Origin of the sequence: Rhizobium sp. F40D2, from assembly GCF_051810745.2 — a bacterium.
GTDB lineage: Bacteria > Pseudomonadota > Alphaproteobacteria > Rhizobiales > Rhizobiaceae > Rhizobium.
The window spans coordinates 1331874-1346249 of the sequence record NZ_CM131436.1 but is presented as its reverse complement, the minus strand read 5'-3'; the positions used below and the strand labels follow the sequence as shown (position 1 = coordinate 1346249).

Sequence of the window (14376 nt, the reverse complement as noted above, 5' to 3'; positions counted from 1 at the left end):
CGCTTGCGACCCTATTCAATCAATGGCCGTCGGGATAGCGGTCGCGCCAAGCCTTTTGTGCGCCCTCGGCCGGCAGCGCGGTGGCGGCGTAGACGCCGCGGGCGATCGCCCGCGCCATGACGATGGTGGCAAGATGGCAAAGCTCCATCAGGCTTGCCATGTCGTCTCGGCGATGCCTGGCGGTCGACGCGGCAAAAACCGTGTCGCCGTCAAGCGGCAGGTGCGCCGGCAGCAGCGCCCGGGCAAGGCCGTCATGGCCGGCGAGCGAAAGCCGGTGCGCCTCGGCCTTGGTCAGTTGCGCGTCGGTCACCACCGCGCCGATCGTCGTCGCCGGCCCGTTCATGCCCTTGAGCCGCATCCTGTGATCGGCGATCGCCGGCATGCCGAGCCCGCCGAATTCTGCGTCTTTTTCGAAGGGGGCCGCCCAGAAATGCGGTCCGACGCCGATCGTTGCCGAGCCGAGCGCATTGACGGCGACGATCGCTGCGATGCGATGGCCGGCGCTGCTGACGGCGCTGGCCGAGCCGAGTCCGCCCTTGAAAGTGGCCGTCGTCGCCCCCGTGCCGGCGCCTGTCGTCCCGAGCGCGAATGCGCCCTTGGCGGCCGCCTTCAGCGCGGCGTAACCCATGTCGCGGTAGGGCGAGTGCAGCCCCCAATCCTTGTCGCCGCCATTCAGCAGATCCATCAGGATCGCCTGCGGCACGATCGGAATGCGCACTGGCCCGACCGCAAAGCCACGGCCGAGTTCGCGCAATCCCGCCTGCACGCCGCCGGCCGCATCCAGCCCGAAAGCCGAGCCGCCGGAAAGCACGAAGGCATCGACGGCGTTGACGGTCATCGACGGGTCGAGCAGGCCAATATCGCGCCCGCCTGGCGCACCGCCGAGCACCGTGCCGGATGCGACAGCCGGCGCATCGAAGACGATGACCGTGACGCCGGAACCGAGCGCAAGGTCGGTCGCATGGCCGACGGAAACGCCGTCAATGTCGGTGATGAGGTTGAGAAGATCGGGCACGGGCGGATCCTTATGCGGAAAGGCCGCCGATAGGACTGCAATTGCCCTCAAAAAACAAGACCGGCCCCGAATGGCGGGACCGGTCGAACATCGGGAAAAGCCGTGAATGCGAGTGCCGGCCTCATGCCCTCAGGCATGAAGCGGCTTCGGATGACGGCGGGTCATCAGATCGTGGATCGCCAGCCGCACCTCGTCAGGCGAGCCGAAACGCTGCTCGTCGAGGTCGTGGACATGAAATTTCACGGCGATGAATTTCAGCCGGTCTTCATCGGGAATGACGATCCCGACGGGAACGCCTGCATATTCGATAACTTGCTTCTTCATAGATAGAACTCCTGCCGCGCGACATGCGCAGCCATGGCGAATTGACTTGTCTGGTACCGTTGAAAGGAGGACGAACGTCACATTCGACAGTTCGGGCGGGAGAGGGCGCCCGGACGGTCATTGCCAAGCACAGATCGCCCAAGGAGATCGGCGAGAATATCGATGTCTGTCATGCTCGTTCCTTGTGTTGGCGTTGCACTTGAGAGGTCCCGGAAGAGCCCGGGGCCGGCGATGGCTGTCGCTGATAATCTACTAACTTGGTAGAGATTATCCTGCAGCCTGTCAGAAACATATTCCGAAACGTGTCAAAATATCGACGATCCGAAAAAATTCATTCCATCCTTATCGAACTTATAGAAAGAAACATATCAGCTCTTCGTAAAATTCGCATGACAGAATCGAAACTCCTTCGACCGCCGCAGCAGACATAGGAAGCCCGGCTGATTCAGGCAATGGGCCGTTTCATCAAAAATCGAAGTGCCTTGAAATGACCGATTTGGTTAAGACGGCGAGCCCATGTCACCAGCCTTCATCGAGCACCTTTTCCAGCATGTCCGCGAAGAAATCCGCGCTTTCGATGCTGAGGCAGAGCGGCGGTTTGATTTTCAGCACATTTTGGTGATCGCCGGTCGGCTGCATGATGACGCCGAGGGTCAGCAGCCGCTCGCAAATTGCCGCAGTCTCTTCGGTCGCCGGCTCCAGCGTCGTTCTGTCGCGGACGAATTCGAGCCCGAGATAGAGCCCCATGCCGTGCACGGCGCCGGCGATCGGATGGCGGTCGATCAGCGCGGCAAGCCGCGCCTTGAGATGATCGCCGACCGTTCGCGCATTGTCCTGTAGCTTTTCCTCGGCCATGATGTCGAGCACCGTCATGCCGGCGACGCAACTGACCGGGCTGCCGCCGGTGGAGGAGAAGAACGTGCCCTCCTTCGCCAGCGACCCAGCGATCTCCCGGGTGGTAATGACGGCGCCGAGCGGATGGCCGTTGCCCATGCCCTTGGCGATGGTGACGATGTCAGGCACGACCCCTTGCTGCTCGAAGCCCCAGAAATAATGGCCGAGCCTGCCATAACCGACCTGCACCTCATCGGCGATACAGAGGCCGCCGCGGGCGCGCACCTGCGCGTAGACCTGGCCGAGATACCCATCCGGCAGCGGAATGCCGCCGGCATTGCCGTAGACCGATTCGCAGATGAGGCCGGCAAGGCCCTCGCCACCGGCGTCGATCGCCTCCAGCACCGGCGTTATGGCGCCGAGATAGCCGGCCGCCGTATCGGGACCGCGGAATGCGCCGCGATAGGTATTCGGCGACTCGACGGCATGCACCCAGTCCGGCCGGGTGGTCAGCGCCTGCGGATTGTCGGCGATCGAGGTGGAGACGGCGTCACTTGCCGAAGACCAGCCATGATAAGCTTCGAGAAGGCAAAGCATGTTGCGCGCGCCGCTATGAGCTTGCGCCAGCCGGATCGCCAGATCGTTCGCCTCCGAGCCGCTGTTGACCAGGAAGACCGTATCGAGCCCGTCGGGCGATAGTGCTGCAAGCCGCTCGGAAAATTCCGCAAGCGCGGCATAGTGGAAGCGTGAGTTCGTGTTGAGCCGCAGCCACTGGGCGCTGATCGCCGCCGCAAGCTTGGGATGGCCATGGCCGAGAATGGAGACATTGTTGACCATGTCGAGATAGGCGCGGCCCTCGACATCGAATAGATGCTCCTTCCAGCCGCGCTCGATTTGCGGCGGCGCTGCGTAATAATTCTTCTGCGCCCCTGCCAGATGTGCCTGCCGCCTGGCAAGCAGCTCGGCGGTTTCCGGTTTCGGTGCATCGGCTCCAGGGCCGAGAAGCAGCGCGGGAGAAGGGCAGAGCATCGACCAGGCCGCCGCCTCGCGCGGTGTGGCAAAAAGCGGCGGCTCTAGCCCTGCGACGCGGCAAAGTTGGGCGCGCAGCCCGCCGAGCGACGAAGCCTCGCCGACAACCGTGCCCAACGGGTCGCCGCCGGCAAGCGCGGCGTCATCCTCGACCGAGAGGTCGAGCCCGTCGAGGTGCAAGGTCATGCCGTCGCCGGTGAGTGTCAGATGCTGGTCCTTCCAGCCGATGCGGCCGGCAAAGGGCGCGGCGACCGCGCTGCCGGCGGCAAGGCATATATCGATATGCAGAGCGCAGGTCGCCTGTCTTCCGGCGGTTCCCGCCCGGGAAAGCCGATATTCGCCGTAGCGCGTCGCTGCCGTGCCGTTTTCGGTCGCAGCGCGGGCAAGCAGCCGCCAGTCCATGTCGGCATTCAGCCAGTTGCCGGCGGAAAGATGCGGGCTCCGCACCCCAAGATCGACATAGGCGATCCCGTCGGGATCGATGTCAGGTAGCAGCGGCAGCCATCCCGATGGTTCCGGGGCGGGGATATCCGCGCCGGCTGCCTCGAGAATTGCGGCTTCCATCAAATCGAAGGGAACGGACATCGCCGTATCGAAGATCGCCCGCTCGCGGTGGAGATTGCCGCGCACATATTCATTCTCGGGATCGACCGAAATTTGCTGCTCGCTGCTGGCGACGAGAATGACCGCGCGCGCGACGATCAATGGCCACAGCGCCTTCAATTCCTCCTCGGTCAGCGGATAGATCGCCTGATAGGCAGTGACGGCCGGCAGAATATGAAAGGGGTCGCCCTCGGCATGATGCAGCAGCGACGCGCAGGTGACGGCGAGGTCGCCGACCAGCCAGCCGCGGATGATGTCGCCAAAATCGATCACTCCGTCGGGAATGATATGGCCATGGGCGCTGCGATGACCGACGACATTGTCGCCGGTGACGTCGTGATGCACCGCCTGCAGTCGAAGCGACGGCGCCAAGGGCTGGATGCGGCGAACGGCCATCACCATGGTCTTGGCGATCCGGTCGCGCGCGGCGCTGTCGGTGATGGCGGAAAGCAGCTGCACCGCGACCGGCCCGGCCCGCCTGAGATCCCATTGCAGGCTGCGGTCGAGGCCGGGATGGTTGAAATCGGCAAGCGCCTGCGCCAGCTTCGCGCAGAGCGCGCCGAGCGCCGCAACGGAACCAGGCGCCAGGTAGGTCAGCTCGGTCAGCCCCTGGCCTTCCAGATATTCCAGCAGCCGGACCTGGTAGACCTGCCCGCGCACGGTCAGTACGACGATCTCCCGCCCCTCATTGCTGGCGATCACATTGGGAACGCGTGGCGCATCCTGCTTGCTCTTGAGATGATGGATCGCGGCATTCTGCGCTTCGAGTTCGCGGGTCTCGTAAGCGGCATGGCAGATCTTCAGGACGTAGCGGCCGCGATCGCTATCGACGCGGTAGTTCCGATCCTGCTGACTGCCGAGCTCGGCGATGGTGCCTGACAGGCTGTAATGGGCAAGAAGGATCTCTTCCGCGTCGGCAACGGTCACGTTGGGGCGCGGCAGCGACATGCGATCAACAAGCGCCTCGTCGGTCATGACACCCCTCCCGCAGCATGATTCGATTACCTATTGAAGGCGATAATCAAATACTTGCTGCTGGCAGGCAACGGGAGATTGCCGTTTGCCAGCAAAAGAGATGTGGGTCTCGACCGCGTTCAACCCATGCGTTCGGAGGCGTAGCTGCCGGGGCTTGCCGGGAAGACCACGGTTCGATTGCCGTTGATGAAGGTGCGGTGGTGGATATGGGCGTGGATGGCGCGGGCCAGCACCTGGCTTTCGACGTCGCGGCCGATCGAGACGTAGTCGTCCGGCGACTGCGCATGGGTGATGCGGGCCGTGTCCTGCTCGATGATCGGGCCTTCGTCGAGATCGGCGGTGACGTAATGCGCCGTTGCCCCGATCAGCTTGACGCCGCGGCCATAGGCCTGCTTGTAGGGGTTGGCGCCCTTGAAGCTCGGCAGGAAGGAATGGTGGATGTTGATGATCTTGCCCGACATCTTCTGGCACATCTCGTCCGACAGGATCTGCATGTAGCGGGCAAGCACGATCAGCTCGGTGCCGGTCTGCTCGGCGACCTCCATGATATGGGCTTCGGCCTGAACCTTGTTGGCCTTGGTGACCGGGATATGGTGAAAGGGGATGTCGTGATTGACCACGACCTTCTGGTAGTCGAAATGGTTGGAGACGACGCCGACGATATCGATCGGCAGGGCGCCGATCTTCCAGCGGTAGAGCAGGTCGTTGAGACAATGGCCGAAGCGCGACACCATCAGCAGCACCTTCATGCGGCTTTCGCTGTCGTGGAATTCGTAATCCATCGAAAACGGCGCGGCGACGGCGGCAAAATCGGCGCCGATCTCTGAGCCGGCCAGACCTTCTTCGGAAATGAAGGAGACGCGCATGAAGAACTTGCCGGTATCGAGATCGTCGAACTGCGAGCTGTCGATGATGTTGCAGCCCTTCTCCGCCAGATAGCTCGAAATCGCCGCAACGATGCCGCGTGTCGACTTGCAGGATACCGTCAATACATAGCTTTTCATGTCTCTCCCTCTTCCCTCTTCAAGGCCGCGGCCGTGCTTAGATCAAAGCCTGGGCCGCGAACAGGCCGGTGCGCTTTCATTCATGCGACAAATTGCAAGATGACCCATCATGTTTGTGCAAGTTCTCTCGCTTCCGGGTCTTTATGTCTCGCATGTCGTTATCGCAAAACCGCTGCACAGTTTTGCGCGACAGGCCTTAGCTTAGGAGAAGTTACGCAAAAAACTGTGCCGCCAGCGCCGTGGGCATGCGTATTCTCGCCTTCGATGGGCGAAGTTAGGCCGGCGGGCGGCTCGCCACCGCGACCTTCCGCCGCGGCGTGGTGATTTCGTGGATGATGGCGCCGCCGATCGACGAGAGCACCAGCGACAGGATCACGAAGAGCACCGGCTGCTGCAGGACGCCGATCGGGAGGCGGTCGGCGACGACCCTCAGGAAGGCGAGCGTGAAGGCGTGGGTGATATAGATGCTGTAGGAGCAGTCGCCGAGATAGTTCATCCAGCCGATAAAGGGCAGCCTGGAAAAGTCGATCGAGACCGCGCCGTAGACGATGAAGATCGCCGGGATTCCCCAGGCGTAGAACCGGCTTTCCGGACGCATCAGCGCCTCATTGATGAAGAGGAACGCAAAACCGATGGCCAGCGCCACCCATGCCCAGCGATTCGGCAGAAGCACCTTCTGCCGATAGAGCCAGCCGAGCACGGTGCCGGCAAGAAACTCCAGAATGATGGGCTCCCCGTAGAAGCGGGTGGCCGTCGTTTCCGGCAGCAGCCGGCAGGCGATCAGGATGACGGCGAAGACCGCAAACATTGCCGGGATGCGGCGGGTTTCCGAGACCGGCAGCAGCAGCGCGAAGATGAGATAGAAGAACATCTCGTAGTTCAGCGTCCAGCCCGGCACGACGACGGGGGTGATCGTGCTCGGATCGGCGGTATTGGCCCATGGCAGAAAAAACAGCGAGGCGATCAGATGCGGCAGGTCGAACACCGTCGATTTCAGCAGTGAGGGGGCCACCAGCGCCACGACAGCCGAAAACAATGTTGCCATCCAATAGAGCGGGACGATGCGTTTGATGCGCCGGCGGGCGAAATCGATGGGGCTCATCGCCCGTCCGCTCGTCGTCAGCCACATCACGAAACCGCTGAGCACGAAGAAGATGTCAACGCCGGTCTCACCATAGACGAAGGCAGTGGCGTCGAGCGCGGGATTGACCTTGGCAAGCTGCAAGATCGCGTGGAAATAGACGACCATCAGCGCCGCGACAGCGCGCAGATATTGAAGCTGGACAAGCATCGAGCGTCTTGCTCCCCAGAGCATGATGCCGAAAAGTGTGGGCGGTTTCGGACGACATCATGCTCTATTTCTTTGATTTAGAACAGGATTCAGATTTTAGGCCGATCCGGCCTAAAATCATCCCGTTCTAGGGCTCGCGCGGGCGCCGGGCCGCTGCGGTCAACTCTCTACATCCGCCGCACGATCCTGCCGGAGGCGCGGGCTGTCGTGGAAGCGCATATATCCGACGACGAACCACAGGAGCCCGGCGATCTTCATCGAGAAAACAGCGGTCCCCCCGATCATCATATTCAGAAAAATGAAAAGAGAAAGTGAATGGGCGCAACGCCGCTGCGCCGCCGTGCGACCGGCGGGAAAGAGGCAGACGAACAGCCACAGGGCGATGACGCCGAAGATCGTCGCCGCGTAGATCAGGTAGACATAGCCGCTGTCGGCGAATTCGGCGACCCGGTCGACCGAAAGCCCGAGGATGGCAAGCGGATCGAGCTCCATGATCTTCTTCATCGTCAGGTTGATGCGGCCGGTGAAATTGTCGCCGGTCGCATTGGGTTTCAAGGTGTAGACGAGGAAGCCGGCGGCAACGATCAGCGGCATCAGCGCCAGATTGAAATTCCTCGGGATCTTCGGAAAGACGAAATAGCCGACGATGCAGGCAAAACAGAAGATCAGCATCGTGCGGGTGTCGTTCGTCACCAGGATCAGCACCGCGGTGCCGACAAACAGCAGCCGGTCCCAGCGGCCTATTCTTTCCCACATGGAAATCAGATAGATCGCGATCACGCCGCAAAAATTGGCGAGCGACACCTGTTCGAGGAATATCGACGACGAGCGGTGGTCGATGATGCCGAAGGAGAAACGCTCGGGAAAGCCGAGCGCGTTCTGGAACAGGCCCGTCGTGTTGTAGCTCAGCGGCAGCAGCCCGCGCGTATTGGCGAAATAATCGGACGGATGCACGATGCTGACATAGAACGGCACGCTGACGATCTCGAAGATCAGGAAGGTCATGACGGCAAGGCTTGCCCAGCGAAAGGCGAGCTTCATCGTCCTCTCGTTGCTCCAGCCGCCGAGGCCGGAAAAGCAGAAGATGATCAGAACGTTGCGGAAGTGATCGACGAAAAGCATGCGGTTGAGCACGCTGACATAAATCGTCACGACAAGCGTGAACAGCAGGAACAGGAAAGCCGGCAGATCGGTCTCGTAGATCCCCTTGTGCAGGATGTAGAGGATGGCGCTCGCCATGATCAGGCCTTCGCTGGCGGCGACATGCGTCAACGAGAGCGGCATGATGTTGTGGTTGATGAAGGCGAGAATGCCGTTGTAGAGCACCGACAGCAGGCCGAGCCAGAGCACGGGATAATCGGTCCGCGCCGCTTCGCCGGCTGCGCTGCCGGCTATAGAGAAAGCTGCCTTCCGGTCGAGGACCGCCACCGTCAATTCCCCGCTGGCTTGACGCTGGCGCAAGCGCCGGCTTTGGCTTTTGCCGAATTGGCGAGAAGCCGCATCTGCGGCCGCTCAGCGCCCTTTCGCGGCTGGACATTGAACGGCTCGTCGGCCGGCCACCATTCGCCTGCGGCCCAATAAGACCAGCCGAGCCAGGCGTCGCCATTATCGGACATGGTGGAATAGATCTCGGTCAGCCCGCTCATGCAGTCCTTGTCCGCAGCGGCGCCGAACTCGCCGAGAAAGCCGCGCTTGTGGTTCTTCTTCAGCCAGGCGGTGACGCCGGCGATCGCTTCGACAGCGGCGGTGGCACCCTCGCAGGTCGGATGGGTTCCGGAGGAATCGACGTCGAGATACTGGTGGACCTCATAAGCGTAGAAGTCGAGCGGATCGCGCACGCCGAGCATCACCGTGCCGTTGGCGCCGCCGATCACATCCTCTTCCCAGCTGTGTGCGCCGCTCCAGGCCGTGCCCGGCACCAGGATGAGGTTGCGGGCGCCGACGGCGCGGATGCTGCGGATCGCCGCATTGGCGGCATCGAGCCAGTCCGTCGCCTTGATATCGTGCGGCTCGTTCATCAGGCCGAAGAGCACGCCGTCCTGATTGGCGAATTCGACCGCAAGCCTTGCCCAGAAATCACCGAAGGCGGCATCCGTCGCCGGCGCCGTGCCGACCTGCACCTTGTCGTAATAGCCGAAATTATGCGGGTCGAGCAGCACGGCCATGCCGTGCTTGCGGATCAGCCCGACAGTATCCTTGATCCGCTTGAGTTCGTCCTCGTCGAGCCGGCCGCGGAGCGCCGGCTGCAGCCGCTCCCAGCGGAAGGGTAGCCGGATGACCGACATGCCCTTCCTGGCGAAATAGCCGATCGTCTCTTCGCTCGGATAGGTGTAGTTCGTGCCGAAGGTGCCGCCACGCTCGCCATATTCGCCGCCGGAAAGATTGACACCGCGATAGCAGGGTGGGTCGGCCGCAAGGGTCGGCGAGGGGACGAGAGCGGCCGCAAGCAGCAGCGCCGTCAGATGTCGTCTCGTCCTCATGGCTATCCTCGTAATCGCGGCAAATCGCAACGTCGGCGTCGCTGAGATTATTTTAACGGTCCGTTAGCTAAGAATTTCTAAAGTCTGAGCACCTCGGCTTCAGTCTTTCACGCTGGGCAGGACACGAGTGCGCGTATGAACCAGTATGACAGGAACAGGGTAAGCCGGCTCCCTGGCTGGCGCAGTTATGAGTCGTCTCAGACTGCGCCGGAAGGCGTGCGCATGCGCAGTCCCGTGGTCCGCCCGGACGATTTCGTCCCTCCGACGCCCGAACCTACCCCGCCTGCCTTTGTGCCGCTGCCGGCAAGTGTTGCGCAACCCCGCCAAGCCGAACGCCCGGCGCCTCCGCCCCCAGCTACGCCCCCGACGGCGCCTATGAAACAGCTGGTCGGGGACGCGCCGTCGAACGCAGCGGCCGCGCCTGCCGCACCGCTTCTCGACCTGCGCTCCAGCGTCGCCGCGGTCTGGAGTCGGCGGTTGGTCGTGCTTGGTCTGGCCCTTCTCGGCGCCGTTGCCGGCGGGGTTGTGGCGCCCACGATCGGGCAGAAATTCACCGCCGTCAGCAGCCTCTATTTCGATCCGCGTCAGATTGGCCTTGCCGATGCGGGCGGGCAATCTTCGGGGCCTTCACCGGAAATGATCTCGACGCTGATCGACAGCCAGGTGCAGATCCTGACCTCGGGCAATGTACTGCGCCGCGTCGTCGAGACCATGAAGCTCGATCAGGATCCGGAATTCACCGGCGGCCGCACCGATGGCGCCGCCGTGATCGGCACTCTGCAGAAGGCGCTGGTCATTACCCGGCAGGCGAGCACCTACGTCGTCTCGCTTGCCGCGACGACCAATGATCCCGAGAAATCGGCAAGACTTGCCAACCAGGTCGTCACCTCCTTCACCGAGGAAGAAAACAGCGCCTCTAACGGCATCTACGAAAACACCTCCTCGACGCTGGACGGGCGCCTCGACGATTTGCGCCAGAAGGTGCTGGAGGCCGAGCAGGCCGTCGAAACCTTCCGCGCCGACAACGACATGGCCGCGACCGAGGGCAATCTGATTTCCGATCAGCGGCTCGTCTCGCTGAACACGATGCTGGTGACGGCGCAGGAAAAAACCATCCAGGCCAAGGCCCGCGCCGATGCCGTCGCCAATCTCCGCGTCGAGGATATCGTCGCCGGCAACCAGGCGGAGGGTGGGGTCACTTCGCCGCTCGTCAGCCTGCGTCAGCAATATGCCACCCAGGCCGCCGCCGTCGGCAGCCTCGAAAGCCAGATGGGCACGCGCCATCCTCGCCTGCAGGCGGCCCGCTCCTCGCTGCAGAGCATATCAGGCGAAATCAAGGGTGAGTTGCAGCGTCTCGCCACGTCGGCAAGAGGTGAATACCAGCAGGCGAAGGCCGCCGAGGACAGTATCGCCAAGGAACTTGCCGTGCAGAAGGCGCTGCAGGCGACCACCTCGGACAAGCAGGTGGAATTGAACGAATTGCAGCGCAAGGCGACGGCAGCGCGCGATATCTACGAGACGGTGCTGAAGCGCTCCAGCCAGACGAACGAAGAGCAGAACCTCAACCAGAGCAACATTCGCGTCATCTCGCCGGCCGAGCCGCCTGTCAAGGCCGACGGGCCGGGGAAGAAGATCCTGCTCGTCGCCGGCATCATCGGCGGTCTTCTCGCCGGTTTCGTCGTCGGCGCCGGCTTTGCGATCCTCGCCGGCCTTTTCGGCCACCCCGTCATCAGAAGCTATTTCAGCAAGTCGCCAGCGACCGCCGCTTGATGACGGTCCCCGGTTTCCCTACATCCTGTGAACGGCCTATTGCCGGCAGGAGAATTCCCATGCGGCCTACGATGATGCTTCTGATGTCGCTCGTTGCCGTGTCCAGCCTGGCGCCTGCGTCCGCCTTTGCCGTCGACTGGACGAAATCGGCCGACTCCGGCGTTCAGCCCCTCTACCCCTACAAGGGCCTGCCCGGCGTCAAGGCGCAGCCGGACAAGAAGGAGGAGGAATCCTATAATTGCCGCACCGAAACCGTCCAGATCCGCCGCCGCTACGACGAGATCTTCCGCTCCGGCGGCATGCCGACGCTGATGTATGTCTGCGAGCGCGATGGCTTCATCTCGATGGACGACAAGGTCCCGCTGCGCGGCCACTATCAGCCGGTGCGCTAGGCGCTTAATCCAGTCGGCAAGCCGCCGGATGCGCCTGCCGGAAATATTCGACCGGAAGCTCCATCCTCAGATAGTCGAAGCCGGCATTGGCGCGCGATCGGTCGACGATCGAATATTTGACGGCGCCCTCTTCCTCGGTGCGTCGCAGTGGCAGGCTTTCGGCCGCAGCAAAGCCCAGTCGCTTGTAAAGGCCAATCGCTTTTTCGTTGTGGGAGAAGACGTGCAGATCGGCCGTCTCGACCCCAAGCCCGGAAAACATCCACTCTAGTATCGTCATGCCGCAATGGAACATCAGGTTGCGGATATCGCTCGCCCGGCCGCGGATGACGTTGTCGAATTCGGCCGCGGTCGGCCGGATATTGCAGACGCCGAAATTGCCGAGCCGGGTTCCGCCGGGATCGCAAATGACGAACAGAATTCGGTCGGCGGCGGGCAGCGAGATGGTTTCGAGCCAGTGCCGCGTGCGGTCCTCGGTGGCGCTGAACTGGGTGAGGAAAAATGGCATTGACTGGTTGCGCCACCTCGTCAGGTCGTCGATCAGGCCGGGCTCGTCAAGCATCGACCTGTCGATGCATTGCAGGTCGCCCAGGTGCCTGCCGCTATCGTCCCGGATCGGCAGGCGGAGCCGTCTGGCCGGCTCCGCATTGTCCTTGAGGCTGACGATATCGACCTGCGGCATGAATGACGATCCCTGATTGTCCGCTTACGCCTTGCGGCAGATGCAGTAGCCGCCTGGCGAGGAAGACAGCACGAGCTTGCCGTTCAGGACCGGATCGACTTCGAAGCGGTCGGTTTCCGCCAGATAGTCGGTGATGGCCTTCAGCGGCTCATTGCCGCGCAGCCAGACCTTGGAGCGCTTCGTGAAGGCTTGTTCCTCGGTCAGGTGGCCGATGAGCGTGTCGGCGACGACCAGGTAGCAGCCTTCCGTCACCAGCGGGCCGTAGGCGCGGCATTCGGCCAGAACGTGCTCGTAGGAATGGTCGCTGTCGAGCACCACCATCACCCGGGCGCCCGGCGGAATCTCCGCCTTGACGGCGGCAAGCACCTCGTCGTCGACGGAACCGCCCTGGATCATCTTGATCCGGCTCGACATCGGATGGGATTCGATCGACTCGCGATTATGGGCGCGGATGTCGATGTCGACGCCGACAACTTTGGCCGTGTCGTTGCCCATGGCAGCTAGGATCGACGCCATGAAGATCAGCGAGCCGCCGCGCGCGATGCCGGTCTCGATGATGACATCGGGCTTGGTCGCCCAGATGACTTCCTGGGTCGCCAGGATATCAACCGGAAGCTGGATAATCGGCACCCCCATCCATGACCACAGATAAAAGTAGTCGAATTTGTCGAGCCCGATCAGCGTGTTCAGCGATTGCTGGAAACTTGCCTCGTCCTTGCCGAGCGCAAGTGACATCTCCCGCTTGTGGGCTTCGAATTCGAGACGATCGTCCTTCGTGGTCATGACTGTTCTTTGTCCTTCGCTGTAGGGCTGTCTTAGATCGACTGCCGCAATGCCGTGCTGTTGTGATAGATCCGCCCGGCCGCGACATCGAGCAACGTTGCCGTCACCCGGTCGATATCGGCCTCGCTCATGTCGTGATAGCTGGGCAGGTTGATCGCGCGGCCCGGAATGCTCCAGGCGTTCACGTTCTGTGGCCGGTCCTCGAACATGTCGAGGCTTGACAGCGGATAGAAGAAGACGCGCGCGTCGATATTGGCGGTCTCGAAGGCCTGCTGCATCATCTCGCGGGTAGTACCGTTTGACGGATGAAAGACCACGGTCGGCATCCAGGCGCCGTTGATCGTGCCGCTATATTCCGGGTTCATCGAGATGCCGGGCAGAGCGGAAAGCCGGACCATGTAGGCGGCGAGGATTTCCCGCTTGCGGGTGACCAGATCTTCGATGCGTTCGAGCTGCGCGCAACCGATGGCCGCCTGGATATTGGACATCTTGTACTTGAAGCCGATCGCGTCGGGCCAGAATTGCTTGGTCTGGCCGCGAGCCCGACCGTGGTTGCTGAGCGTCAGCACCCGTTCGTAAAGCGCGGCGTCGCTGGTGACGAACATGCCGCCTTCGCCTGTCGTCAACGTCTTCGTGCCGTGGAAAGAGAAGGTGCCGAAGGCGCCCATCGAGCCGGCCCTGCGGCCATTCCAGACGGAGCCGACCGCTTCCGCCGCATCCTCGATCACCGGGATGCCCGTGCGCTTGCCGATCTCGAGGAGCGCATCCATGTCGCAAAGATTGCCGTAGATGTGGGTCGCGATGATCGCCTTGGTCTTCGGAGTGATGTGCCGCTCGACCTCGCGCGGGTCGATGCACCAGGAATCCGGCAGCACGTCGACGAAGACCGGCTTGGCGCCGAGATGGACGATCGGCGAAACGGTGGCGACCCAATTGGTGTCGGCGAGGATGACTTCGTCGCCTTCGCCGACGCCGAGCGCGGCTAGGCCCATGTGCATGGCGCCGGTGCAGCTCGATGTCGCGATGGCGAAGTCGCTGCCGAGATAGGTCTTGAAGTCGCGTTCGAAACGATTGATGTAGTCGTAGCAGCGTGCACCCCAACCGGTCGCTGCCGCATCGGTGGCATAATCGGTTTCAAGCCGGGTGATGGAAGGCTTGGTGTAGAAGATCCTGTTTGTCATGCCGCTAATTTCTGTT

General features: G+C 62.3%; 12 protein-coding genes. 2 read left to right on the top strand and 10 right to left on the bottom strand.

Annotated elements, in window-relative coordinates; translation table 11 throughout:
* Positions 1-19 precede the first annotated feature (19 nt).
* The 7 genes from ACS4RS_RS06575 to ACS4RS_RS06545 all read right to left on the bottom strand — a co-directional run bounded on the left by ACS4RS_RS06575 (position 20) and on the right by ACS4RS_RS06545 (position 9555).
* A complete protein-coding gene (locus ACS4RS_RS06575; protein ID WP_439011629.1) occupies positions 20-1015 on the bottom strand; it encodes a P1 family peptidase in 996 nt (331 codons plus the stop codon).
* 129 nt (positions 1016-1144) lie between these two features.
* Positions 1145-1339: a hypothetical protein gene (locus tag ACS4RS_RS06570; protein ID WP_003544544.1), complete on the bottom strand. Its 195-nt coding sequence runs from the start codon at positions 1337-1339 to the stop codon at positions 1145-1147.
* Positions 1340-1858: 519 nt separating this feature from the next.
* Positions 1859-4780: an aminotransferase gene (locus ACS4RS_RS06565; protein WP_439011630.1), complete on the bottom strand. Its 2922-nt coding sequence runs from the start codon at positions 4778-4780 to the stop codon at positions 1859-1861.
* A gap of 119 nt (positions 4781-4899) precedes the next feature.
* Positions 4900-5784, bottom strand: coding sequence for a formyltetrahydrofolate deformylase (gene purU, locus ACS4RS_RS06560; protein WP_439011631.1), 885 nt, complete (start codon positions 5782-5784; stop codon positions 4900-4902).
* Positions 5785-6058: 274 nt separating this feature from the next.
* On the bottom strand, positions 6059-7075 hold the full coding sequence (locus tag ACS4RS_RS06555) for an acyltransferase family protein (RefSeq protein WP_439011632.1): 1017 nt from the start codon (positions 7073-7075) through the stop codon (positions 6059-6061).
* Between the two features lie 159 nt (positions 7076-7234).
* Positions 7235-8503, bottom strand: coding sequence for a hypothetical protein (locus tag ACS4RS_RS06550; RefSeq protein ID WP_439011633.1), 1269 nt, complete (start codon positions 8501-8503; stop codon positions 7235-7237).
* A gap of 2 nt (positions 8504-8505) precedes the next feature.
* On the bottom strand, positions 8506-9555 hold the full coding sequence (locus tag ACS4RS_RS06545) for a glycoside hydrolase family 5 protein (RefSeq protein ID WP_449313920.1): 1050 nt from the start codon (positions 9553-9555) through the stop codon (positions 8506-8508).
* 135 nt (positions 9556-9690) lie between these two features.
* On the opposite strand from ACS4RS_RS06545, the gene ACS4RS_RS06540 reads away from it, so the two are divergent.
* Together ACS4RS_RS06540 and ACS4RS_RS06535 are read left to right on the top strand one after the other, a co-directional pair.
* Positions 9691-11325, top strand: a complete 1635-nt coding sequence (locus tag ACS4RS_RS06540; protein ID WP_439011635.1) for a GNVR domain-containing protein — start codon at positions 9691-9693, stop codon at positions 11323-11325.
* A gap of 59 nt (positions 11326-11384) precedes the next feature.
* Positions 11385-11717 (top strand): hypothetical protein, encoded by a 333-nt coding sequence (locus tag ACS4RS_RS06535; RefSeq protein ID WP_439011636.1) that lies wholly within the window; start codon positions 11385-11387, stop codon positions 11715-11717.
* 4 nt (positions 11718-11721) lie between these two features.
* On the opposite strand, the gene ACS4RS_RS06530 is transcribed toward ACS4RS_RS06535, so the two are convergent.
* Genes ACS4RS_RS06530 through ACS4RS_RS06520 form a run of 3 tightly spaced genes read right to left on the bottom strand, consistent with a single transcriptional unit; the run spans position 11722 to position 14360 of the window.
* On the bottom strand, positions 11722-12396 hold the full coding sequence (locus ACS4RS_RS06530; protein ID WP_439011637.1) for a GNAT family N-acetyltransferase: 675 nt from the start codon (positions 12394-12396) through the stop codon (positions 11722-11724).
* A gap of 24 nt (positions 12397-12420) precedes the next feature.
* Positions 12421-13179: a cephalosporin hydroxylase family protein gene (locus ACS4RS_RS06525; RefSeq protein ID WP_439011638.1), complete on the bottom strand. Its 759-nt coding sequence runs from the start codon at positions 13177-13179 to the stop codon at positions 12421-12423.
* 32 nt (positions 13180-13211) lie between these two features.
* Positions 13212-14360 carry an aminotransferase class V-fold PLP-dependent enzyme gene (locus ACS4RS_RS06520; RefSeq protein WP_439011639.1) on the bottom strand — a complete coding sequence of 383 codons (1149 nt, stop codon included), beginning with the start codon at positions 14358-14360 and terminating at the stop codon, positions 13212-13214.
* Positions 14361-14376 lie beyond the last annotated feature (16 nt).